This window comes from Rhodococcus sp. IEGM 1307 (genome assembly GCF_030056915.1).
In the GTDB taxonomy this organism is placed as follows: Bacteria; Actinomycetota; Actinomycetes; order Mycobacteriales; family Mycobacteriaceae; genus Rhodococcus_F; species Rhodococcus_F opacus_D.
Genome location: NZ_JASHKW010000006.1, coordinates 318,929 through 345,688, shown reverse-complemented (window position 1 = coordinate 345,688; position 26,760 = coordinate 318,929). Strand labels below are relative to the sequence as shown.

General features: G+C 69.0%; 1 protein-coding gene (running past one end of the window). It reads left to right on the top strand.

Annotated features, from left to right (window positions below; genetic code table 11):
- Nucleotides 1-26,760: the 3' portion of a non-ribosomal peptide synthase/polyketide synthase gene (locus QM841_RS14355; protein WP_283332480.1), read on the top strand. The gene continues 2,781 nt to the left of window position 1, outside the view; only the last 26,760 of its 29,541 coding nucleotides appear in the window; its start codon lies beyond the left edge, outside the window; its stop codon occupies nt 26,758-26,760.

The following is a 26,760-nucleotide window of genomic DNA, read 5'->3' as shown; positions in this document are numbered from 1 at the left end:
CGGGCTCTCGCCGAGTTCGTGGGGGAGCGGTTGCCCGGGTATATGGTGCCGTCGGCGATCATGGTGTTGGATTCGTTGCCGCTGACCCCGGCGGGGAAACTGGACCGCAACGCACTGCCCACACCGGTATTCGCCGCACACTCGGCCGAGATTGTGCAACCCAGAACGGTCACGGAGGAGATCCTCCTCGGGATCTTCCGCGACGTCCTCGGCCTACCCGATTTGAGCGTCGACACCAGCTTCTTCGAACTCGGCGGCAACTCACTGATGGCCACCCAGGTCGTGTCCCGAGTGAACACCGCCCTCGGTGCGCGGATCGGGGTCCGGGACCTCTTCCAATCGCCGTCGGTGTCGCAGCTGGCGGTCGCGGCGGCGAACACCGGCGCGCAGGCCGACTCGCGTCCGGTACTGGAGGCTCGGCAACGGCCCGACCGGGTGCCCCTCTCCGTTGCGCAGCAACGCATGTGGTTCCTCAACCAGTTCGACACGGCATCGCCCGCCTACAACCTGCCGATCGCGCTGAGACTCACCGGCGCACTCGACCGCGACGCCCTGCTCGGGGCGATCGACGACGTCCAGGAGCGTCACGAGGCGCTGCGCACCGTCTTCCCCGACAGCCCCGACGGACCCCACCAGCTGGTCGCGTCCGTCGTGAGCGTGCTGGCCGGCGACGATCCCATCGACGTCGACGCAAATTCGCTCACCGCCGCGATGACGACCCTCGGCGGCACCGGATTCGACCTCACCACCGACAGACCGCTGCGCGCCGGCCTGTTCCGGGAGGCACCCGACCGGCACATCCTCGTCCTCGTCGTCCACCACATCGCCGCCGACGGCTGGTCGATGACGCCGCTGGCTGCCGACGTGATGGTCGCGTACGCGGCGCGCGCCGCCGGTCACGCACCCACCTGGGCGCCGCTTCCGGTGCAGTACGCCGACTACAGCCTCTGGCAGCGGGATCTACTGGGTTCGGAAGACGACCCGAACAGCCTGTCCGCCAGGCAGATCGCCCACTGGCAGGCAGCGCTCGCCGGCGTGCCGCAGCTGATCGAGCTGCCCACCGACCGGATGCGGCCCGCCGAGATGTCCCACCGGGGCGGGCGTGTGCAGTTCACGATCCCGGCCGACGTGCACGGGCGTCTCGTCGATCTCGCCCAGAGCACCGGCACCACGCCGTTCATGGTGACGCACGCCGCCCTGGCGGTTCTGCTCCGCCGTCTCGGCGCCGGATCGGACATCGTGATCGGCACCCCCGTCGCGGGACGCGGCGAGGAGGCGCTCGACCACCTGGTCGGCATGTTCGTCAACACACTCGTCCTCCGCACGACCGTCGACCCCGGCGACACGTTCGGTGACGTACTCGCCCGGACCCGCGACGCCGACCTCGCCGCGTTCCAGCACAGCGACGTCCCGTTCGAGCGCCTCGTGGAGGTGCTCAGCCCCGCCCGGTCGTCGGCACACCACCCGCTGTTCCAGGTGATGCTCACCTTCCAGAACACCGCGAACACCCGGGTGGAACTCGACGGACTCGAGGTCGAGGCAACCGAGATCGACGTCCACGTGGCAAAGTTCGACCTGCAGCTCACCGTCGTCGAGCAGTTCGACTCCACCGGCGCACCCGCCGGTCTGGCCGTGCAATTGTCCTACGCGACAGACCTGTTCGACGAGGACACCGCCGTGTCGATCGGCGAACGATTCGGCCGGCTCCTCGACGTGGTCGGCGACAACCCGCCGGTCGCCGTCGGCGACATCGACCTGCTCGACGCGGACGAACGGTCCGCCCTCGCGGTGGCCAACGCAACGAACCACCCCGTGCCCGCGGACACTCTGGTGTCGTTGTTCGCGGCCCAGGCCACCGCCACACCCGACGCCGTGGCGCTGGTCTTCGAGGAACGATGGCTGACCTACGCCGAATTCGACGAGCACACCGACCGCCTCGCCCGTTATCTGATCGGAAGCGGAGTGGGACCGGAGTCCGTCGTCGCGGTCGGGATGCGCCGTTCGATCGATCTGCTCGTCGCGATCTACGCCGTCGTGAAGGCCGGCGGCGCCTACCTGCCGATCGATCCCGATCACCCCGCCGAGCGCACCGCATACGTGCTCGACACCGCGCAGCCGGTGTGCGTGCTGACACGCGCCGCCGACGACACCACGTTCGCCACCGCGGCACCGGTGCTGCACATCGACACGCTCGACCTCCCCGACGAGGACCCGGCACCGATCTCCACCACGCTTACCGTGGACAACACGGCGTACGTGATCTTCACGTCCGGGTCGACGGGCCGGCCCAAGGGTGTTGCGGTCACCCACGGCGCGATCGTGAACCGCCTGCTGTGGATGCAGCACGAATACCCGCTGACTTCCGACGACGCGGTGATGCAGAAGACTCCGGTGACGTTCGACGTGTCGGTGTGGGAGCTGTTCTGGCCTCTGCAGGTCGGTGCCACGCTGGTGATCGCCGCACCGAACGGGCACCGCGACCCCGACTACCTCGCCACCCTCATCCGTCGGCACCGCATCACCACGATGCACTTCGTGCCGTCGATGCTGTTAGTGTTCACTGCCGAACCTGCTGCGGCACAGTGTGATTCGTTGCGGTTGGTGTTCTGTTCGGGGGAGGCGTTGACGCCGGAGCAGGTGTCGCGATTCCGGGCGGTCAGTGGTGCCGATCTGCACAACTTGTACGGGCCGACGGAGGCGGCGGTCGATGTCACGTACTGGGAGACCGGTGCGGCGGACACGCACACGGTGCCGATCGGGCGTCCGGTGTGGAACACGCAGTTGCATGTGCTCGATGCCCGGTTGCATCCGGTGCCGAACGGGGTGGCGGGGGAGTTGTATCTGGCGGGGGTTCAGCTGGCGCGGGGGTATCTGAACCGGGCGGATCTGTCGGCGGATCGGTTCGTGGCGAATCCGTATGTGGCGGGTGGGCGGATGTATCGGACCGGGGATCTGGTGCGTCGCCGCGCGGATGGAGTGTTGGAGTATGTGGGGCGTACTGATTTTCAGGTGAAGTTGCGGGGGCAGCGGATCGAGTTGGGGGAGATCGAGACGGCGCTGGAGGCGCATTCGGATGTGTCGCAGGCGGTGGTGGTGGTGCACCGCGACGACCTCGGCGAAGAGGCCCTCGTCGCCTACACGGTCGGTGCCGTGAACGTCGCGGCGACCGATCTCCGCGACCACCTCGCCACGATTCTGCCGTCGTACATGATCCCGGCGCACGTCGTGCACCTGGACACCCTGCCGCTGTCGGTGAACGGCAAACTCGACCGCAAAGCGCTGCCGGCACCCGACCTCGACGCGGCAACCACCGACTACCTGGCGCCGCGGACGCCCACCGAGGAGATCGTCGCCGGTGTGTTCGCCGACATCCTGGGGGTCGAGCGGGCCGGTGTCCACGACCACTTCTTCGACCTCGGCGGCAACTCCCTCGTCGCCACCCGACTGGTGTCGCGACTGCGCACGGCGCTCGGCGTCCCGGTGGCGCTGCGCGACGTCTTCGATGCGCCGACCGTCGGCGGGCTCGCGCAACGATTCGACGAAGTCGACCGCGACGCCCACACCTCGACTCCCGCACTGGTTCCGCAGGTGCGGCCTACGCGGGTGCCGTTGTCGCCCACCCAGCAGCGGGTGTGGTTCCTCAACCAGTTCGATACCTCGAGCCCCGTCTACAACCTGCCTCTTGCCGTGCGGTTCTCGGGTGACCTCGACGTCACGGCACTCGGTCGCGCACTCCGCGACCTGCTGGACCGGCACGAATCGCTGCGCACCGTATTCCCCGGCTCCGACACCGGACCCTGGCAGCGCATCCTCGATGCCCCCGACATCGACCTCGGCCTCACCGTCGTCGAGGCCCGGGAGGCCGACCTCGACAACTCGATCCGGACGTTCGCCCTCACCGGCTTCGACGTCACAACCGAGATTCCCGTGCGCGCACGACTGGTGCGCGTACGGGACGACGAACACGTGCTGACGCTGGTGGTGCACCACATCGCCGCCGACGGATGGTCTTTCGCACCACTGTCCCGCGACCTGATGGTGGCGTACGCCGCGCACAGCGGCGGCCACGACCTCCAATGGACGCCGCTGCCGGTGCAGTATGCCGACTACACACTCTGGCAACGAGAACTCCTCGGCGAGGAGGACGACCCGAACTCCCGGGCCGCCCGCCAACTCTCCTACTGGGGAACCGCGCTGGCCGGGCTGCCGGACAGCATCGACCTGCCCACCGACCGACCCCGACCCGCTGTCGCGTCGAAACACGGCGCGACGCTGTCCTGGGAGATCTCGGCGGAACTGCACCAACGCCTGCTGACCCTGGCCCGCACCCAGAACGTCACCCTGTTCATGGTCGCGCACTCCGCCCTGTCGGTGCTGATCAGCAGGCTCAGCGCGACCACCGACATCGCGATCGGCACGCCCGTCGCCGGCCGCGGCGACCGCGACCTCGACGACCTGGTCGGAATGTTCGTCAACACCCTCGTGCTCCGCGCACAGGTGGACCCGGCATCGTCGTTCACCGCACTGCTGCAGCAGGTCCGCGACGTGGACCTCACCGCGTTCACCCACACGGATGTGCCGTTCGAACGTCTCGTGGAGCACCTGAACCCCACCCGCACGGCGGCCCACCACCCGCTGTTCCAGGTCGCGCTGTTCTTCCAGAACCATGCACCCGCGCACCTCGAACTCCCCGGGCTGTCGGTGTCGAGCGAGCCGATCCTCCCCGACGTCGCCGCGTTCGACCTGCAACTCGTCCTCACCGACACTCACGGTGCCGATGGCAGGCCCGGCCCCATCGCCGCCGAGTTCAACTACGCCACCGAATTGTTCGACGAGAGCACGATTCGCTCGTTCGGCGCACAGTTCGTCCGGATCCTCGAAGCTGTGACTGCTGCACCGCAGACGCCGGTCGGCGACATCGCGGTCGCGGACCCCGCCGCGCGCCTCCGGGAACTGGCCGGGTGGAACGCCACGGACCACGACGTTCCCGTCGCCACCCTGCCGGACCTGTTCGACGCACAGGTGGCGCGCGCTCCCGGCGCGACAGCCCTGGTCTTCGACAGCGCCTCCCTGACGTACGCCGAGCTCGACGAGCGGGCGAATCGACTCTCCCGGTATCTCGTGTCGTGCGATGTGGGGCCGGAGTCGCGGGTGGTGCTGGCGATGCGGCGCTCGCTGGACCTCGTGGTGGGAATGTACGCCGTCGTCAAGGCGGGTGGCGCCTACGTGCCCGTCGACCCCGATCACCCCGCCGACCGCATCGGGTACGTGCTGCAGTCCGCCGCGCCGGTCCGCGTCCTGACCACGACCGCGGACCAGCCCGCACTCCCGTCCGGCGTCGACGTGGTCACCATCGACGCGCTGGACCTGACCGACTTCTCCGGCGCGCGCGTCACCGACGCCGACCGGATCGCTCCGCTGCGCGCGGACAACACCGCCTACGTGATCTACACGTCGGGGTCGACGGGTAAGCCGAAGGGTGTGGCGGTGCCGCACGCGGGCATCGTGAACCAGTTGGTGTGGATGCAGTCGGAGTACGGGCTGACCGAGCGGGATGTGTTGTTGCAGAAGACGGCGACGACGTTCGACGTGTCGGTGTGGGGGTACTTCTGGCCGTTGCAGGTCGGCGCCACCATGGTGCTGGCCACTCCGGACGGGCACCGGGATCCGGTGTATCTGGCGGAGGTGATCGACGAGTACGGGGTGACGGTCACCGATTTCGTGCCGTCGATGCTGGATGTGTTCGTTGCGTCGGTACCCGCCGGCTCGTGTTCGAGTCTGCGGCACGTGTTCGTGATCGGCGAGGCGCTTCCCCCGGAAACCGCGACTCGGTTCCGTACCCTGTCGTCTGCGGGGTTGCACAATCTGTACGGGCCGACGGAGGCCGCGGTGTCGGTGACGTACTGGGAGACGTCCGATGCCGACGAGGTGACGGTGCCGATCGGTGTGCCGGAGTGGAACACCCAGGCGTACGTGCTCGACTCGCGGTTGCATCCGGTTCCGGCGGGGGTGCCGGGGGAGCTCTATCTCGGTGGCATCCAGTTGGCGCGGGGGTATTTGGGCCGGGCGGATTTGACGTCGGACCGGTTTGTGGCGAACCCGTTCGGCGATGTCGGGGCGCGGATGTACCGGACGGGTGATCTGGTGCGGCGCCGGAGGGACGAGGTGCTCGAGTACATCGGGCGTACCGATTTCCAGGTGAAGTTCCGTGGTCAGCGGATCGAGTTGGGTGAGATCGAGGCGGTGTTGCGGTCGCATCCGGATGTGACGGGTGCTGCGGCGCTCGTATATTCGGATGCCGCGACGGGTGATCATCTGGTGGCGTATGTGGTTCCCGCGTCGGGTCGCACTGTCGACGCCGCGGACCTGCGCCGGCACGCAGCGGGTGCGCTTCCGGCGTACATGCTGCCGTCGGCTGTGGTGCTGCTCGACGAGTTCCCGCTGAACACGAGCGGGAAACTGGACCGCAAGGCCCTCCCCGCACCGGAGTTCTCCTCGGCTGCGGGTGAATACATCGCACCGTCCACGAGCGTCGAGCACTCCGTCGCCGCGGTGTTCGGCACGGTACTCGGACTCGACCGGGTGAGCGTCCACGACAGTTTCTTCGACCTCGGCGGCAACTCGCTGATCGCCACCCAGCTGGTGTCCCGGATCCGCAGCGAACTCGACGTGCCGGTCGCGGTGCGGGACCTGTTCGAGTCGCCGACCGTCGCGGAACTCGCGGGCCGACTGTCGCAGTCGCACGGTGCGGACACCCGACCGGCACTGACCCGGCGGGAACGGCCGGTGCAGATTCCGTTGTCGCCGGCCCAGCAGCGGATGTGGTTCCTCAACCAGTTCGACCCGTCGTCCCCGGCCTACAACCTGCCGTTCGCGGTGCGGTTCACCGGGGCACTCGACCGGGCGGCACTCGAGGCGGCCATCGCAGACCTGATCGAACGCCACGAAACGCTGCGCACGGTGTTCCCGGACTCGGCGACCGGTCCGCACCAGGTCGTGCGCGACACCGCCGACGCACGCCCGACCCTGTCCGTCGCGGCCGTTGGTGAGGACGAACTGGAGACCGTCCTCGGACGATTCTTCACCACCGGTTTCGACGTCACGACCGACCTGCCCGTCCGCGTCACGCTGATCCGGCTGGGCGCCGACGACCACGTGCTGGCACTGGTGGTGCACCACATCTCCGGCGACGGCTGGTCGATGGCACCGATGGTGCGCGACGTGATGATCGCGTACGCGGCCCGCACACGGGGAGAGCGCCCCACCTGGACGGCGCTTCCCGTGCAGTACGCCGATTACGCCCTGTGGCAACGCGACCTGCTCGGCGAGGAATCCGACCCCGACTCTCTCGCGGCCCGGCAACTCGACTTCTGGACGAACATCCTTGCGGGTGTTCCCGAGGAGCTGGATCTCCCGACGGACCGGCCGCGACCCGCGGAACAGTCCTACCGCGGTCGGCACGTCAACTTCGCCGTCGACGCGTCGACGCACCGCGCGCTGGCCGCGCTCGCACAGTCCCGGCGGGCCACGCTGTTCATGGCCGTGCACACCGCGCTCGCCGTCCTGCTCGGGCGTCTCAGCGCCTCCCCGGACGTCACCATCGGCACTCCCGTCGCGGGCCGCGGCGAACGCGAACTCGACGATTTGATCGGTATGTTCGTCAATACGGTGGCCCTGCGGACCCCCGTCGATCCGGGTTCGGCATTCACCGACCTGCTCGACCATGTCCGGGACGCGGATCTCGCGGCGTTCTCCCACGCCGACGTGCCGTTCGAACGGCTGGTGGAGGTGCTCAGCCCCACCCGGCACGCTTCCCGGCACCCGTTGTTCCAGGTGATGCTCACGTTCCAGAACCTCGCGCAGACCACACTCGAACTCGACGGACTCACACTGCGCGGACTCGACACCGACATCGACGTCGCGAAATTCGATCTCCACTTCACCCTCGTCGAGCGGTTCGACGCCGACGGCAACCCGGGTGGGATCACCGCACAGTTGACGTATGCGGCGGACCTGTTCGACGAGGACACGGCTGCCTTCATCGCCGCCCGATTCAGCGCGATCCTCGATGCCGTCACCACGGACGCGGGCACGCGTGTCGGCGACATCGAACTGCTCGACGCCGACGAGAACGCCGCACTGACGCTCTGGAACTCGACCGACCACGACGTTCCCGTCGCCACCCTGCCGGATCTGTTCGAGACACAGGCGACGCGGACGCCGGGTGCGACGGCGGTGGTGTTCGAGGGCGCTGCGCTCACGTATGCGGAGTTCGACGCTCGGGTGAACCGGTTGGCGCGGTATCTCGTGTCGTGCGGTGTGGGGCCGGAGTCGCGGGTGGTGCTGGCGATGCGGCGCTCGCTGGACCTGGTGGTGGGAATGTACGCCGTCGTCAAGGCCGGTGGTGCGTATGTACCGGTCGATCCGGATCATCCGGTCGATCGCATCGGGTACGTGCTCGACTCGGCGCAGCCGGTGTGTGTGCTGAGCACGTCCGCCGATCGCGGCGCCCTTCCCGGCACGTTCCCGGTGATCGAGGTCGACGCGCTGGACCTGTCGGAATTCGGGTCGCATCCGATCAACGACGCCGATCGGGCGCATCCGCTGCGCGCGGACAACACCGCCTACGTGATCTACACGTCGGGGTCGACGGGTAAGCCGAAGGGTGTGGCGGTGCCGCACGCGGGCATCGTGAACCAGTTGGTGTGGATGCAGTCGGAGTACGGGCTGACTCAGCGGGATGTGTTGTTGCAGAAGACGGCGACGACGTTCGACGTGTCGGTGTGGGGGTACTTCTGGCCGTTGCAGGTCGGCGCGACCATGGTGCTGGCCACTCCGGACGGGCACCGGGATCCGGTGTATCTGGCGGAGGTGATCGACGAGTACGGGGTGACGGTCACCGATTTCGTGCCGTCGATGCTGGATGTGTTCGTTGCGTCGGTACCGGCCGGGTCGTGTTCGAGTCTGCGGCACGTGTTCGTGATCGGCGAGGCGCTTCCCCCGGAAACCGCGACTCGGTTCCGTACCCTGTCGTCTGCGGGGTTGCACAATTTGTACGGGCCGACGGAGGCCGCGGTGTCGGTGACGTACTGGGAGACGTCCGATGCCGACGAGGTGACGGTGCCGATCGGTGTGCCGGAGTGGAACACCCAGGCGTATGTGCTCGACTCGCGGTTGCATCCGGTTCCGGTGGGGGTGCCGGGGGAGCTCTATCTCGGTGGCATCCAGTTGGCGCGGGGGTATTTGGGCCGGGTGGATTTGACGTCGGATCGGTTTGTGGCGAATCCGTTCGGCGATGTCGGGGCGCGGATGTACCGGACGGGTGATCTGGTGCGGCGCCGGAGGGACGGGGTGCTCGAGTACATCGGGCGTACCGATTTTCAGGTGAAGTTCCGTGGTCAGCGGATCGAGTTGGGTGAGATCGAGGCGGTGTTGCGGTCGCATCCGGATGTGACGGGTGCTGCTGTTGTCGTATATTCGGATGCCGCGACGGGTGATCATCTGGTGGCGTATGTGGTTCCCGCGTCGGGTCGCGCTGTCGACGCCGCGGACCTGCGCCGGCACGCAGCGGGTGCGCTCCCGGCGTACATGCTGCCGTCGGCGACGGTGTTGCTCGACGAGTTCCCGCTGAACACGAGCGGGAAACTGGACCGCAAGGCACTCCCGGCACCCGAATTCGTCTCGAATACAACCGAATACGTGGCACCCCGCAACGACGTGGAGCAGAAGCTCGCGGACGTGTTCTCCGACGTGCTCGACGCCGGCCGGATCGGTGTGCACGACAGTTTCTTCGACCTCGGCGGCAACTCGCTGTCCGTCACCCGGGTGACCGCGCGCATCACCGAGGCGACCGGAACCCGGTTGTCGGTTCGCGACGTGTTCGATGCGCCCACCGTGGCCGCACTGGCGTTGCGTATCCACTCCATCACGACTGAGGTGCGCCCGGCCCTGACCGCAGTGACCCGGCCCGCCCGCATCCCGCTGTCGCTCGCGCAGCAGCGCATGTGGTTCCTCAACCAGTTCGACGCCGACTCCCCGGCCTACAACCTGCCGTTCGCGGTGCGGCTGTCCGGCGCGATCGACACCGCAGCGTTGGCGGCGGCGTTCGACGACGTCGTCGAACGTCACGAGTCGCTGCGCACCGTGTTCCCGGACGGTGAGGGTAGCCCCGAACAGATCGTGCTGCCCGCCTCCGACGTCTCCGTGACACTGCAGCCGGTCGACGTCACCGAAACCGACCTCCCCGGCCGAATGGTGGCGTTCGCATCCCGCGGATTCGACGTCACCGCGGAGACACCGGTACGGGCCACGCTGTTCCGCACGGCGCCCACCGAGCACGTCCTGGCGATCTCGTTGCACCACATCGCGGCCGACGGCTGGTCGTTCGGACCCCTCGGCCGCGACGTCATGGTTGCCTACGCTGCCCGTGCGCAGGGGCACGCCCCCCAGTGGGCGCCGCTCGAGGTCCAGTACGCCGATTTCAGCGTGTGGCAGCGGGAGGTGCTCGGCAGCGAGGACGACGCCGAATCCGTCATGACCACCCAACTCGGATACTGGACGCGAACACTCGACGGCGCGCCCGACGAACTGCGCCTGCCCTTCGACCGGCCGCGTCCGGCTCAGCCGACGTTCGCCGGGCGATCGGTGGGCTTCAGCATCGATCCCGAAACCCACCGCGGCATTCAGCGTCTGGCCCGGGAACACGGGGCCACCACATTCATGGTGGCCCACGCCGCGTTCGCGCTGCTCCTGGGCCGTCTGTCGGCCAGCGACGACGTCGCGATCGGCACCCCGATCGCCGGACGCGGCGAACGCGCTCTCGACGACCTGGTCGGCATGTTCGTCAACACCCTCGTCCTGCGCACAGCGGTGCGCAGCGGAAACAGCTTCGCCGAGTTGCTGCACACGGTGCGCGACACCGACCTCGCAGCGTTCGCCCACGCCGACGTTCCGTTCGAGCGGCTGGTCGACGTGCTCGCCCCGGCGCGCACCCCGGCGCATCACCCGATCTACCAGGTTGCGCTGTCGATGAACCCGGGACAGCCGGACGCGTACGAACTGCCGGGATTGCGGATCGGCGTCGAGGACGTGGACCCGGGGGTCGCCAAGATCGATCTGCAGTTGACGTTGGGCGAGAATCTCGACGACACCGGTGCGCCGTCCGGGATCCGTGCCGAATTCACCTACGCCACCGACCTGTTCGACGAGTCCACCGTCCGCGACTTCGCGTGGCGGCTGCAGCGGATTCTCGAGGCCGTGATCTCCGACCCGGGCACCGCCGTCGGTGATCTCGACCTGCTCGACGACACCGAACGGGCAGCTCTCGTCCCGGCAGCGGGCAGGCCCGGACTCGCACCCGTCACCGTGCCGGATCTGCTGGCCGGCGCGGTGCGCAGCAACCCGGACGGTGACGCGCTCGTCGCCCCGACAGTGCTCGGTGCGTCCGCGGGCACCACCAGCACGCTCACGTACCGGGAGTTGGACGCAGAATCGAACCGCCTGGCGCGACTGCTCGCCGACATGCAGGTCGGTCCCGAGGTTTTCGTCGCGCTGGCCTTGCCGCGGTCGGTCGAGTCCGTGTCCAGTGTGTGGGCGGTGGCGAAGTCGGGGGCGGCGTTCGTTCCGGTGGATCCGAGTTATCCGGCTGACCGGATCGCGTTCATGCTGGAGGATTGTGGTGCGCCGATCGGTGTGACGACGGCGGCGTTGCGGGAGGGTCTGCCGGAGGGTACGCACTGGATCGTCCTCGACGACGACGCAGTGGTCGAGGGTCTGGCCTCGTACTCCTCGGAGCCCCTGGATGATTCGGACCGCACGGGTGTGTTGTCGGTGGATCATCCGGCGTATGTGATTTATACGTCGGGGTCGACGGGTCGGCCGAAGGGTGTGGCGGTCACGCATCGGGGTGTGGTGAATCTGGCGGCGGATGAGCGGGATCGCCTTGGCGTGTCCGTGGGGTCGCGGGTGTTGCATTTCGCGTCGCCGAGTTTCGATGCGTCGGTGTTCGAGTTGGTGATGGCGGTGTGTGCGGGGGCGACGCTGGTGGTGGCGCCGACCACGATTTTCGGTGGCTCGGAGTTGGCGGAGTTCCTTGCCGAACACGGGGTGTCGCATGCGTTCTGTACGCCGGCGGCGTTGGCGTCGCTCGATCACCGTGGTCTGGACCATCTGAAAACGGTGGTGGTGGCCGGTGATGTGTGTCCACCGGAGTTGGTGGCGCGGTGGGCGCCGGGCCGGATCATGGTCAATGCGTACGGTCCGAGTGAGACGACGATCATGTCGTCGGCGACCGGCCCGTTGGTGCCCGGGCAGGCGGTGAGTATCGGGTCGCCGACGGTGGGTGTGGATCTGGTGGTACTGGATCAGTGGTTGCGTCCGGTTCCGGTCGGGGTGCGGGGGGAGCTGTATGTCCTGGGTTCCAGTTTGGCGCGCGGGTATGTGCATCGGGCGGGGTTGACGGCGGGGCGGTTCGTGGCGTGTCCGTTCGGTGCGGGTGGGCGGATGTATCGCACGGGTGATGTGGTGCGGTGGGTGGCCGCCCCGGACGGCACCTGGGTTTTGGAGTTTTTGGGGCGTAGTGATTTTCAGGTGAAGATCCGGGGGTTCCGGATCGAGTTGGGTGAGATCGACGCCGCGCTGACCGCGCATCCGGTGGTGGAGTTCGCCCACACGGTCGGCCATGACGACGGGAGTGGCAGCAGTCGGCTGGTGTCGTACGTGCTTTCGGCGCCGGGTGTGGAGGTCGAAACCCGGGCTCTCGCCGAGTTCGTGGGGGAGCGGTTGCCCGGGTATATGGTGCCGTCGGCGATCATGGTGTTGGATTCGTTGCCGCTGACCCCGGCGGGGAAACTGGACCGCAACGCCCTGCCCGCACCCGTCTTCGCGCGCCGCAATGAGTTCACGGCGCCGCAGACCCCGGCCGAGCAGGCGATCGCCGCCGTCTTCGCCGACGTGGTGGGGGAGCCGTCGATCGGGCTGGACGACAACTTCTTCGACCTCGGCGGCAACTCGCTGTCCGCCACCCAGGTCGTCTCCCGGGTCGGTGCGGCGCTGGGTAGACGCATCTCCGTCCGCACCCTGTTCGACAACCCCACCGTGCGCGCACTTGCCATCGCCGCGCTGTCCGAGACGACGGTCGAGCGGCCTGCCCTCGTCGCCGGTGAGCGGCCCGCGACGATCCCGCTGTCGCCGGCACAGCAACGCATGTGGTTCCTCAACCAGTTCGACACCTCCTCGGCCGCGTACAACATCCCGCTCGCGCTGCGCATGTCCGGCAGGATCGATGTCGCGACCCTGCGTGCCGCGCTCGGCGACGTCCTCGAGCGGCACGAGGCGCTGCGCACCGTCTACCCGGCGACCGAGACCGGGGCGCATCAGGTGATCGTCCCGGTGGAGTCGATCTCCCTCGATCTGACGCCGTCACGCCTGTCCGGTGAAGACCTCAGCGGTGCGATCCTGCGGCACGCGTCCGCCGGGTTCGACGTCACCATCGACGTCCCGCTGCGGGTCCACCTGTTCCGCGAGAGCCGCTCGGAGCACATCCTGCTGTTCGTCGTCCACCACATCTCGGCGGACGGCTGGTCGTTCATCCCCCTCGCCTCCGATGTCATGACGTCCTACGCGGCCCGGACCGCCGGTGACGCCCCGGCCTGGAACGCCTTGCCGGTGCAGTACGCGGACTACGCCGTGTGGCAGCGGCAACTGCTGGGCGACGAGCAGAATCCGCAGTCGTTGGCCGCCGGCCAGATCGCCTACTGGAAGCGAACACTCGCGGGTCTGCCGGATCAGGTGGAACTACCCACCGACCGCCCCCGACCGCCCGCTCCGTCGAACCTCGGCGGCACGGTACGACTGGCCCTGGGCGGCGACAGCCACCTGCGACTGCTGGACGTGGCGCGCACCCACCACGCCAGCCTGTTCATGGTCGTCCACACCGCGCTCGCCGCGCTCCTGTCGCGGATCGGGGCCGGCCCGGACATCGCCATCGGAACATCCGTCGCGGGTCGCGGGGAGCAGTCCCTCGACGGACTCGTCGGCATGTTCGTCAACACCCTGGTGCTGCGCACCGACGTGCAACCGGAATCGACGGGCGCCGAACTGCTCGAGCAGGTCCGGCGCGTCGACCTCGAGGCGTTCTCCCACGTCGACGTGCCGTTCGAGCAGCTGGTCGACGCGATCAACCCGACCCGTTCCACCGCGTTCCACCCGCTGTTCCAGGTGGCGCTCGCACTGCAGAACCTGCAGACCCCGACGCTCGAACTGCCGGGACTGGAGGTGTCCGCACTCGAGATCGAATCGCCGATCGCCAAGTTCGATCTCAACTTCGTGCTCGGCGAACGCCACGACGAGGAGGGGAACCCGACCGGTCTCGATCTCGAGCTCGGCTACGCCAAGGACCTCTTCGACGAGGACACCGCACTGCGGATCGGCGAGTCCTTCCTCCGGGTCCTGATCGAAGTGACCCACGATCCTCGAACCACGGTCGGCGACCTCGACCTGCTCGGCGACGATGCCCGGCTGGGTCTGCTCGCCCTGTCACACGGCGCGACCCGGGACACGGCGCAGCGCACCCTCGCCGGTCTCCTCGACGACCAGGCACGGACGACACCGGACGCCCCCGCGGTGCTCTGGCACGACGAGGCACTGACCTACGCCGAGTTCGATGCTCGGGCGAACCGCCTCGCGCGCAGGCTCATCGGCGACGGCGTGGGACCCGACGTCGTGGTGGCGGTGGAGATCCCGCGGTCGCTCGACCTGCTCGTCGCCGTCCACGCCGTGGTGAGGGCAGGCGGCGCCTACACCCCACTCGATCCCGGTCAACCGGCGCAGCGCAACAGCGACATCGTCGAACAGTCCGGCGCGTCCGTGGTGCTCACGAGCAGCGCGTTGCTCGCACAGACCGGGACGACACGGTACGGGGTGCGGGCGATCGTCCCCGCAGACGCGGACCCGGCAGAGTTCGGTGCGGAGCCGATCCGCGACGACGAACGCGTCGCACCGCTGCGCGCGGACAACACGGCGTACGTCCTCTTCACGTCCGGTTCCACGGGACGGCCCAAGGGGGTTGCCGTCTCCCATGCGGCGATCGCGGCGCAACTCGAGTGGCTGCGTGCGCAGTACGCGCTGAGCACCGCCGACACCATGCTGTTCAAGACCCCGGTGACGTTCGACGTGTCGGTGTGGGAGTGCTTCGCGCCGCTCGTCTCCGGCGCGCGGCTCGTCGTCGCCGAAGCCGACGGGCACCGCGACCCCGAGTACCTCACGGACGTCCTCCGCGCACACGGCGTTACCGTCGTGCACTTCGTGCCGGCGATGCTGGCGGCCGTGACGTCCATCCCCGGGCTCGACGACCTGCCCGCGCTGCGGCAGGTGCTGGTCGGCGGCGAAGCAGTGTCGCCGGAGACGATCGACGACTTCCGGGCGTCCCATCCCGCGGAAATCGACAACACGTACGGACCCACCGAGGCGGCGGTGACCACCACCTTCTTCGCGGCGCGGTCCGACAACTCCGACACCGTCCCGATCGGTCTGCCCGTCTGGAACACCAGCACCCTCGTCCTCGACGGCCGCCTGCGTCCGGTTCCGGTCGGTGTCGCGGGCGAGCTGTACCTCGGTGGAGTCCAGCTCGCCCGCGGATACCTGGGCCGCCCCGACCTCACCGCCGAACGGTTCGTCGCCGACCCCTTCTCCACGTCGGGCGCGCGCCTGTACCGCACCGGCGACCTCGTCCGCTGGAACGCGGACGGCCGGCTCGAGTACCTCGGGCGCACCGACTTCCAGGTGAAGGTCCGCGGATTCCGCATCGAACTCGGCGAAATCGTGTCGGCACTGCTTCGGCACGAAGACGTGGACCAGGCGATCGTCGTCCCGCATTCGGACCCGCACACCGGCGATCACCTCGTCGGGTACGTCGTGCCGCGGCGCGGAAGCACACTGGACCGGGACGCCGTCCTCGCCGAGGCGGCGGGCAGCCTGCCCTCCTACATGATTCCGTCGCTGCTGATCACGCTGGCGGAACTACCGCTGACACCGAACGGGAAGGTCGACCAGAACGCGTTGCCCGCGCCGGTGTTCACCGTGAAGGCGGAGTACACGGCGCCACGCACCGAGTCGGAACGCATCGTCGCCGGAATCTTCGCCGAACTCCTCGGCGTCCCCCGGGTCGGTGTCGACGACAACTTCTTCGAACTCGGCGGCAACTCCCTGTCCGCCACCAAGCTCAGCACCCGCATCGGGGTCGCGACGGAGACACGCGTCGCCATCCGCGACGTGTTCGACGCCCCCACCGTCGCGGCCCTGGCCGGGCGACTCGACGGGCACGGTCCGACCACGGCGATCGCACCCTTGACGGCGGCGGTCCGCCCCGACCGGATCCCCCTCTCACTCGCGCAGCAGCGGATGTGGTTTCTCAACCAGTTCGAAACGTCCTCGCCCGCATACAACCTGCCCGCCGCGGTCCGGCTCACCGGACCGCTGGACACAGCGGCGCTGGCCGCGGCGATCGACGATCTGATCACCCGGCACGAATCGCTGCGGACCGTCTTCCCCGATTCCCGGGGCGGACCGCACCAGGTGATCCTCGAACCCGGAGAGTTCACCCCCGACGCCGCACCGGTCCGCGTGGACGAGACCGGGCTACGCGCGGATCTCGAGCAGTTCCTGCTGACCGGCTTCGACGTCTCCCAAGCCGTGCCACTGAGGGTGAAGGTGTACTCGCTCGGCGACACCGAGCACGTGCTCGCTCTCGTCGTCCATCACATCTCTGCCGACGGCGTGTCCATGGAACCGCTGATCCGGGACGTGATGATCGCGTACTCGAGCCGCGCGGCAGGCCGTGCGCCCACCTGGGCACCGCTGCCGGTGCAGTACGCCGACTACGCGCTGTGGCAGCGGGAGGTGCTCGGCGCCGAATCCGACCCGGGCAGCCTCGCCGCCGCCCAGCTCGAGTATTGGACCCGGACACTCGCCGGTGTCCCGGACCAGCTGTACCTGCCGGGCGACCGGGGCAGGCCGGCCGTTCCGTCGCATCGGGGTGCGGCAACGCGTTTCACCCTGGACGCGGACACGCACCGGGCCCTGGCCGAGCTGGCACGCGCGCACGGCGCCAGCATCTTCATGGTCGCCCACGCCGCGCTCAGCGTCCTGCTGGGCCGGCTCAGCACCAGCTCCGACATCACCGTCGGCACGGCGATCGCCGGTCGCGGCCGGGTGGAACTCGACGACATCATCGGCATGTTCGTCAACACCCTCGTGTTGCGCACGACGTTGGACCCGGGGGCGTCGTTCGTGTCGCTGCTCGAACAGGCCCGGGATGTCGACCTCGAGGCGTTCGCCCACGCGGACCTGCCGTTCGAGCGGCTGGTGGAGGTACTCAGCCCGGTCCGCTCCACCTCGCACCACCCGCTGTTCCAGGTGGCGCTAGGCGTGCAGGCGGTCTCCGCCGACCGACTCGAACTGGACGGGCTGTCGGTGGAGCCGATCACCCTCGACGCGAGCATCGCGAAGTTCGACCTGCACTTCACGCTCACCGAGCGGCTCGACGCCGCCTCCGAGGGCGCCGGCATCGATGCCGAACTGGTTTACGCGACAGACATTTTCGACGAGAGCACCGCCGCCGAGTACGCGACCCGGCTGCGGCGGATCTTCGAGGCGGTCGTCGCCGACCCGCAGCGGCCGATCGGTGACATTCCGGTCCTCGGCGACGAGGAATACGCGGCGCTCACCCCGGTGCGCGGCGCCGACCCGCGACCGGTGCAGATGCTGCCCGAGATCCTCGCCGACGCCGTCGCCGCGGCACCGGACGGACCCGCCGTCGTCTTCGACGAAGAGAGCCTCACGTACCGGGACCTCGACGAACGGTCGAATCAGCTGGCCCGGTTGCTCGTCGACAGGGGAGTGGGACCCGAAACCCGGGTCGCGCTGGCACTGCCGCGGTCCGTCGAATCCGTGGTGGCCGTGTGGGCGGTGGCCAAGACCGGTGCCGCGTTCGTGCCCGTCGACCCCGGCTATCCCGCGGACCGCATTCTGCACATGGTGCAGGACTCCGGGGCGATGGTCGGGATCACCGTGTCCGCGAAACAGGATCTGCTCCCGGACTCGATCCGCTGGATGCTCCTCGACGACCCGGCGGTCGAGGTGCGCTGCACCCACGAATCCCGGTTGCCGCTCACCAACCGCGACCGCATGCGCCCGATCCTGTCCGACCAGGTGGCGTACGTCATCTACACGTCGGGGTCCACCGGCCGGCCCAAGGGAGTCGCAGTCACGCATCGCGGTCTGATCAATCTGGTGACCGACGAGCGTGAGCTCCTCGGGGTCACCTCCCGTTCGCGGACACTGCATTTCGCGTCCCCGAGTTTCGACGCCTCGGTGTTCGAGATGCTGATGGCACTCGGCGCGGGAGCCACGATGGTCATCGCCCCGCCCACGATCTACGGCGGATCGGAACTCGCGGAGCTGCTCGCCGCGGAACACGTCACCCATGCGTTCTCCACTCCGGCGGCGCTGGCGTCGGTGGACCATCACGGGCTCGACGACCTCGCCGTGGTCGTGGTCGCCGGTGACGTGTGCCCACCGGAACTGGTCGCCCGCTGGGCGCCCGGGCGGCGCATGGTCAACGCGTACGGCCCCAGCGAGGCGACGATCATGTCGTCCATCACCGAACCCCTCCGCGCCGGCGAACCGGTCACCATCGGCGGCCCGAGCCGCGGAGTGCGGGCACTCGTGCTGGACGGCCGGCTGCGCCCCGTGCCGGTGGGTGTGCCGGGCGAACTGTACGTCGGAGGCCCGAGCCTCGCCCGCGGCTACCTCGGACGGCCGGGACTGACCGCCGAACGCTTCGTCGCCGACCCGTACGGCGAGCCCGGCGACCTGATGTACCGCACCGGCGACCTCGTCCGGTGGCGGGAGAACCGCGTCCTCGATTTCGTCGGCCGCACCGACCACCAGGTGAAGATCCGCGGATTCCGGATCGAACTCGGCGAGATCGATGCCGCGCTCACCGCACACCCGCAGATCGAGTACGCCACCACGATCGGGTACGAGCACCCGAACGGGGAGACCTCCCTCGTCGCGTACGTGCTGCCGTTCACCGGTGAAGACGTGGACCGGGTCGAGGTCGCGAACTTCGTCGGACGCACCCTGCCCGCCTACATGGTTCCCGCCTCCGTCACCCTCCTCGACGCCCTGCCGCTCACCCCGGCGGGCAAGCTCGACCGGGCCGCGCTGCCCGAGCCGATCTTCGCCGCCGCGGCCACGACATTCGAGGCACCGCGGAACCCGATGGAGGTGATCGTCGCCGGTATCTTCGCGGACATCCTCGCATTGCCGGAGATCGGCATCCACGACAGCTTCTTCGACCTCGGCGGCAACTCGCTGCTCGCCACCCAGGTGGTGTCGCGGATCAACGCGGCACTCGACGTCCACGTCGGGGTCCGTGAAGTGTTCGAGTCGCCGACCGTGGCCGCGCTCGCGGCACGTATCACCGAGACCACCGCCCACAGTGTGCGGCGCCCCGCGCTGACGGCGAAGCCCCGGCCCGAACACATTCCGCTGTCGCTCGCCCAGCAGCGGATGTGGTTCATCAACCAGTTCGACACCGCATCGCCCGCCTACAACCTGCCGGTCGCGCTCCGGCTGTCGGGCGAGGTGGACCTGCGTGCCATGCAGATCGCGATCGCCGATCTCGTCGGGCGGCACGAGGCGCTGCGCACCGTCTATCCCGACTCCGCCGACGGTCCGCACCAGGTGATCGTGCCCGCCGGGGACGCGGTGCCCGACCTGACACCGGTGACGGCGCACCCCGACGACGTCCTCGAGCGGGTGCTCGCACTCGTCACGACGGGCTTCGACGTGACCGCGGACGTGCCCCTGCGGGCCCGGATGTACCGCGTCGGCGCCGACGACTACGTGCTCGTGATGGTCGCCCACCACATCTCGGGTGACGGCTGGTCGCTCGCCCCGCTGGCCCGCGACGTCATGCTCGCCTACACCGCCCGCGCCGAGGGACACGTTCCCCGCTGGACGCCGCTGCCGGTGCAGTACGCCGACTACAGCCTGTGGCAGCGGGAACTCCTCGGCGACGAGGCCGATCCCGAATCTGTCGCCGCCGCTCAGATCGCCTACTGGACCCGCACACTGGAGGGTCTGCCGGACCGGCTGTCCCTGCCGACCGACCGTCCCCGTCCCGCGGTCGCGTCGCACCGGGGCGCGCACGTGCCGTTCACCATCGGCGCCGGCACCCACCGCGCCCTGCTGGCGCTCGCCCGCGGCCGGAACACGTCCCTGTTCATGGTGATGCACACCGCGCTCGCGGTGCTTCTCGCGCGACTGAGCAACGAGTCCGACATCGCCGTCGGCGCACCCATCGCCGGCCGCGGTGAGGAATCCCTCGACGAACTCGTCGGGATGTTCGTGAACACCCTGGTGCTGCGCACCCAGGTGGACCTCGCGAGTTCGTTCGCCGACAGCCTCGCCGACGCGCGGTCTGTCGATCTGAATGCGTTCGCGCACTCCGACATTCCGTTCGAGCGCCTCGTCGACGTGCTGAACCCGGCCCGGTCCCGCGCGCACCACCCGCTGTTCCAGGTCGCGTTCTCGTTCCAGAACCTCGCCACCACCACGCTCGAGCTTCCCGGACTGCACGTCGAGGGACTCGACGTACCGAACACGATCTCCAACTTCGATCTGCACCTGACACTGTCGGAGAAGCACGACGCCGACGGATCCCCGGACGTGATCGAGGCCCAGTTCACCTACGCCACCGACCTCTTCGACGAATCCACCGTGCGGGCGTTCGCGGAACGCTTCACCCGCGTCCTCGAGTCGGTCGTACAGGATCCGGACGTGGCCGTCGGGGCCATCGACCTCCTCGACGGCCCCGAACGGCAGTCGGTCCTCGCCGACTTCAACGACAGCGGCGTCGATCTGCCGCCGACGACGCTCGCCGAACTGTTCTCCGCCCAGGTGTCGCGCACCCCCGACAAGGCCGCGGTGTTCTTCGAGGGCACCGAACTGACGTACGCAGAGTTCGACCGCCGTGTCGACGCCCTCGCCCACCGGCTGATCGCTCGCGGGGTGGGACCGGAATCCGTGGTGGGACTGGCGATGAACCGGTCGATCGAACTGCTGGTCGGGATGTACGCGGTGCTGCGAGCCGGCGGCGCGTACCTGCCGATCGATCTCACCCATCCGGCCGACCGACTCGCCTACGTGCTCGCGACCGCACGCCCGGCGTGCATCCTCACCACGTCCTCGGACGGGTTCGCCTCCGTGAACGTCCCGGTCATCGAGATCGACAGCATCGACCTCGCCGGCTCGCCCCGCGAACCGGTGACCGATGCGCATCGCCTCGCCCCGCTGCGGCCGGAGAACACGGCGTACCTGATCTTCACGTCCGGGTCCACCGGCCGCCCCAAGGGGGTCGCCGTGACTCACGCCGCCATCGCGAACCAACTCCGCTGGAAGCAGCACGAATACCCGCTCGACACCACCGACGCCGTCGTGCAGAAGACACCCGTCACGTTCGACCTGTCGGTGTGGGAACTGTTCTGGCCGCTGACCACGGGCGCCCGACTGGTCATCGCCCGCCCGGACGGTCACCGCGACCCGGCCTACTTGGCGGACCTGATGCGTCAGCAGTGCGTCACGACAGCACATTTCGTGCCGTCCCTGTTGGAGGCCTTCCTGGCGGATGCCGGGGAGCAGCCGGCCCTGCGGCGGGTGCTGTGCATCGGCGAGGCGCTGCCCGTCGACACCGCCGCCCGCTTCCGCCGCCGGTTCGGGACCGTCGCGCTGCACAACCTGTACGGGCCCACCGAGGCCGCCGTGTCCGTGACCGCCTGGACACACACCGCCGGCGACATCGACACCGTTCCCATCGGCGGACCCGAGTGGAACACGCAGGTGTTCGTGCTGGATGCCCGGCTGAACCCGGTCCCCGTCGGGGTGGCGGGTGAGCTGTACCTGGCCGGTGAGCAACTGGCCCGCGGCTACGTCGCTCGCGCGGATCTGACGGCCGAACGCTTCGTGGCCAACCCCTTCGGCGCATCCGGTTCGCGGCTCTACCGCACCGGCGACGTGGTCCGCTGGCGCGTCCGGGACAGCAGGGGTGTCCTCGAATACCTCGAGCGCTCCGACTTCCAGGTGAAGGTTCGCGGGTTCCGCATCGAACTCGGCGAGATCGAGTCCGCCCTGGTGTTGAGCGCGGCGGTGGGGCAGGCCGTCGTCGTCGCCCACCAGCACCCGCACACCGGGACCGCCCTGATCGCGTACGTCGTCCCCGAGGACGGCGCCGCCGTCGACTCCGCCGCGGTTCTCGCCGCTGTCGGCGCGGCGGTGCCGAGCTACATGGTGCCCGCCGCCCTCGTCGTGCTCGCGCAACTACCCCTGACCTCGAACGGCAAACTCGACCGCAAGGCCCTTCCTGCGCCCGACTTCGCCTCGGCGACAGACGAATATCGCGCTCCCGCGACGCCCACGGAGGAAGCGGTTGCCGCCGTGTTCGCCGACGTGCTCGGCGTCGACCAGGTCGGTGCCGCCGCGAACTTCTTCGACCTCGGTGGCAACTCCCTCGTCGCCACCCGGGTGGTCGCCCGGCTGTCCGAGCGGCTCGGGCGCCGCGTGGAGATTCGAACCCTGTTCGAGGCGCCCACCGTCGCCGCCCTGGCGGCACTACTGGATTCGATCGAGGCGACCGCACCCGCCCGCCCGGCGCTGACACCGGCGGTGCGCCCCGAACGGATTCCGCTGTCGTCGGCGCAACGCCGGATGTGGTTCCTCAACAGGTTCGACCCGAACTCCGCGGTGCACAACATTCCCGCGGCGGTTCGCCTGTCGGGCGCGCTGGACGTCGACGCACTGCAGCATGCGGTCGCCGACGTCGTCCGCAGGCACGAGTCGCTGCGGACGGTGTACCCGGACTCCGCGGACGGCCCGCACCAGGTGATCCTGCCCGTCGACCGGGTAGGGGGCGAGCTGTCCGTCGTCGCGACGGACGAGGCTGCGCTGCCCGCTCAGATCGCCGGCCTGGTGACCACCGGATTCGACGTCACCACGGAGGTTCCGGTGCGGGTGCGGATCTTCCGCATCTCTCCGACGGAACACGTTCTCGCCCTGGTGGTCCATCACATCTCCGGCGACGGCTGGTCGATGGCACCGATGGTGCGGGACGTGATGACGGCGTACGCGGCGCGGTCGGTGGACACCACGCCCGACTGGGCGCCGTTGCCGGTGCAGTACGCCGACTACGCGCTGTGGCAGCGGGCGCTTCTCGGCGACGAGGCCGATCCCGAATCGGTGTCGGCACGGCAACTCGCGTTCTGGACGCAGACCCTCGCGGGCGCACCGGATCAGCTGGACCTGCCCACCGACCGCCCGCGTCCCGCGGTCGCGTCGTACCGGGGCGGCACCGTCGACTTCGCCGTGCCGGCCGAACTGCACGGCACGCTCCTGGGTACGGCGCGGGACGCGAACGCGTCCCTGTTCATGCTCGTGCACTCGGCGCTCGCGGTGCTGCTGAGCCGACTCTCCGGCACCGGGGACATCGCCATCGGCACCCCCGTCGCGGGCCGAGGCGAACGCGAACTCGACGACCTGATCGGGATGTTCGTCAACACGCTGGTCCTGCGCCAGCAGGTCGACGGAGGCCGGACCTTCGCCGAACTGGTCGCCGACGTGCGCGAGACCGATCTCGCCGCCTTCTCCCACGCGGACGTCCCGTTCGAGCGCCTCGTGGAGGTCGTCAATCCGTCGCGGTCCACCGGGCGGCATCCCCTGTTCCAGGTGATGCTCACGTTCCAGAACCTCGACCAGGCGACACTTCAACTGGGTGACCTGTCGATGAGCGGCGTCGACTTCGACGTCGACATCGCCAAGTTCGACCTGCAGCTCACCCTGATGGAGCAGTTCGACTCGGCGGGAAGTCCGGACGGGATCGCGGCCCACCTCACGTACGCCTCCGACCTGTTCGACGAGCCGTCCATGCACGTGTTCGGACAGCGGTTCCTGCAGATTCTGCGGGCGGCCGCCGACAGTCCGGACACCGCGGTCGGCGACATCGATGTCCTCGGCAGCGGCGAACGGAAGCAGATCGCCGGCACCAACGCGACATCGCACGAGGTGCCCGCCGGGACCCTGGCGTCGCTGTTCGACACGAGGGTCGCGGCGGACCCCGACCGGATCGCGGTGATCTTCGACCGGGACGAGTTGACGTACGCCGACTTCGACGCCCGCGTGAACAGGCTGGCGCGCGGACTGATCGAGCAGGGCGTCGGCCCCGAGTCGGTGGTGGCGGTCGCGATGCGCCGGTCGATCGATCTGCTCGCCGCGATCTACGCCGTCGTGAAGGCCGGTGGCGCCTACCTGCCGGTGGATCCGGACCATCCGGCCGAGCGCACCGCGTATGTACTCGACACCGCACGGCCGGCATGTGTCCTGGTCAGCGGTGCCGGACTCCCCGGCGGCGGATCGGTCCCCGTCATCGACGTCGCGTCCGAGGATTTCTCCGGCTTCGACGACTCGCCCGTCACCGATGCGGACCGGCTGTGGCCGCTGTCCCCGGCGAACACGGCGTACGTGATCTTCACGTCCGGGTCGACGGGCCGGCCGAAGGGCGTCGCGGTCACCCACGGTGCGATCGTGAACCGCCTGCTGTGGATGCAGCACGAATACACCCTGACCAGTGCGGACGTCGTTCTGCAGAAGACTCCGGTGACGTTCGACGTATCGGTGTGGGAGCTGTTCTGGCCGCTGCAGGTGGGAGCCTCCGTGGTGATCGCCGCGCCGGACGGACACCGCGATCCGCGGTATCTGACAGGGCTGATGCAGGAACGTCACGTGACGACCACCCATTTCGTGCCGTCGATGCTGTCGGTGTTCACTGCAGAACCTGCTGCGGCGCAGTGTGATTCGTTGCGGTTGGTGTTCTGTTCGGGGGAGGCGTTGACGCCGGAGCAGGTGTCGCGGTTCCGGGCGGTCAGTGGTGCCGATCTGCACAACTTGTACGGGCCGACGGAGGCCGCGGTCGACGTCACGTACTGGGAGACCGGTGCGGCGGACACGGTGACGGTGCCGATCGGGCGTCCGGTGTGGAACACGCAGGTGCATGTGCTCGATGCCCGGTTGCATCCGGTGCCGAACGGGGTGGCGGGGGAGTTGTATCTGGCGGGGGATCAGCTGGCGCGGGGATATCTGAACCGGGCGGATCTGTCGGCGGATCGGTTCGTGGCGAATCCGCATGTGACGGGTGGGCGGATGTACCGCACGGGTGATCTGGTGCGTCGCCGCACCGATGGTGCGCTGGATTATCTGGGTCGTACCGATTTTCAGGTGAAGTTGCGCGGTCAGCGGATCGAGTTGGGGGAGATCGAAACCGCGCTCGAGACCCATCCGGACGTGTCGCAGGCGGTGGTGGTGGTGCACCGCGACGACCGCGGCGAAGAAGCGCTGGTGGCGTACTTGGTGGGCCGGCGCGCGGCCGATTGGTCCGACGTGCGTGCATACCTGTCGGCCCGCGTCCCGTCGTACATGATCCCGGCGCGCGTCGTGCACCTCGACACCCTGCCGCTGTCGGTGAACGGCAAACTCGACCGCAAGGCCCTGCCCGCACCGGCCGTCCGGTCGGCGGCCGACGAGTACCAGGCGCCGCGAACGGCGGCCGAGCGTGCTGTCGCGACGGTGTTCGCCGACGTGCTCGGCATCGACCGCGTGGGAGTGACGGACAGCTTCTTCGACCTCGGGGGCAACTCGCTGATCGCCACCCGGGTCGCATCCGCGCTCGGGTCCGAGCTGGGAATCGACTTCCCGCTGCAATGGATGTTCAGCGACCCCACCCCGCAGTCGCTGGGACAACGCATCCAGAAGTGGACGAACGACGGGGTGGACGGTGCCGGTGCGTCACTCGACGTGCTGCTCCCGATCCGCACGAGAGGGACGGCGGAGCCGCTGTTCTGTGTCCATCCGTTCATCGGGCTCGCCTGGAGCTACGCGGGGCTCGGCCGCGAGCTGACCCAGGACCGGCCGATCTACGGGCTGCAGTCGCCCGCGCTGACCGAGGACGAGCCGCACCTGGAGACGATCACCGACTTCGCGGCCCGCTACGTCCGGGAGATCCATTCGGTCCAGCCGCACGGCCCGTACCACCTGGTGGGGTGGTCGCTGGGCGGGGTCATCGCTCACGAGATGGCCGTGCAGTTGCAGGACGCCGGTGAAGAGGTGCGTCTGCTGGGGCTCCTCGACAGCTACGTCGGGATCGACCGCAGCGTGGAGAATTCCGCGACCACCGCGGATCTTCTCGGCGGTGTCGGCCTGGACCTCCCGGACGACAGCGTGCTCGACGAACTCGCGCCGGACGGACAGTTCGACGCCGAGCGGGCGGCGGCACTGCTGCGGGTCGTCGGAGGGCCGCTGGGGGCGCTGACCGCTTCGGAACTCGAACGGATCTACGGCAATGCGCTGCGAGCCCCCGCACTGATCGACGCACACCGGCCGAGGGTGTTCGACGGCGATCTGGTGTTCTTCACCGCCGCCCTGGACGACGGTTTCCACGTGGACCCGGTGACCTGCTGGGGCCAGTTCGTGCGCGGGAGCATCGACGAGCATCCGGTGGACGCGACGCACTGGACGATGACGACGCCGGCTGCTCTCGCCGCGATCGCACCGCACCTCGAGCGTTCGCATCGTCGGCCGCGGCACGCCGCGCCCGACACCGGCAGGGACAGCGATCCCGACGACAGCGCGAACCGGCCGCACTCGGTGCGCTGA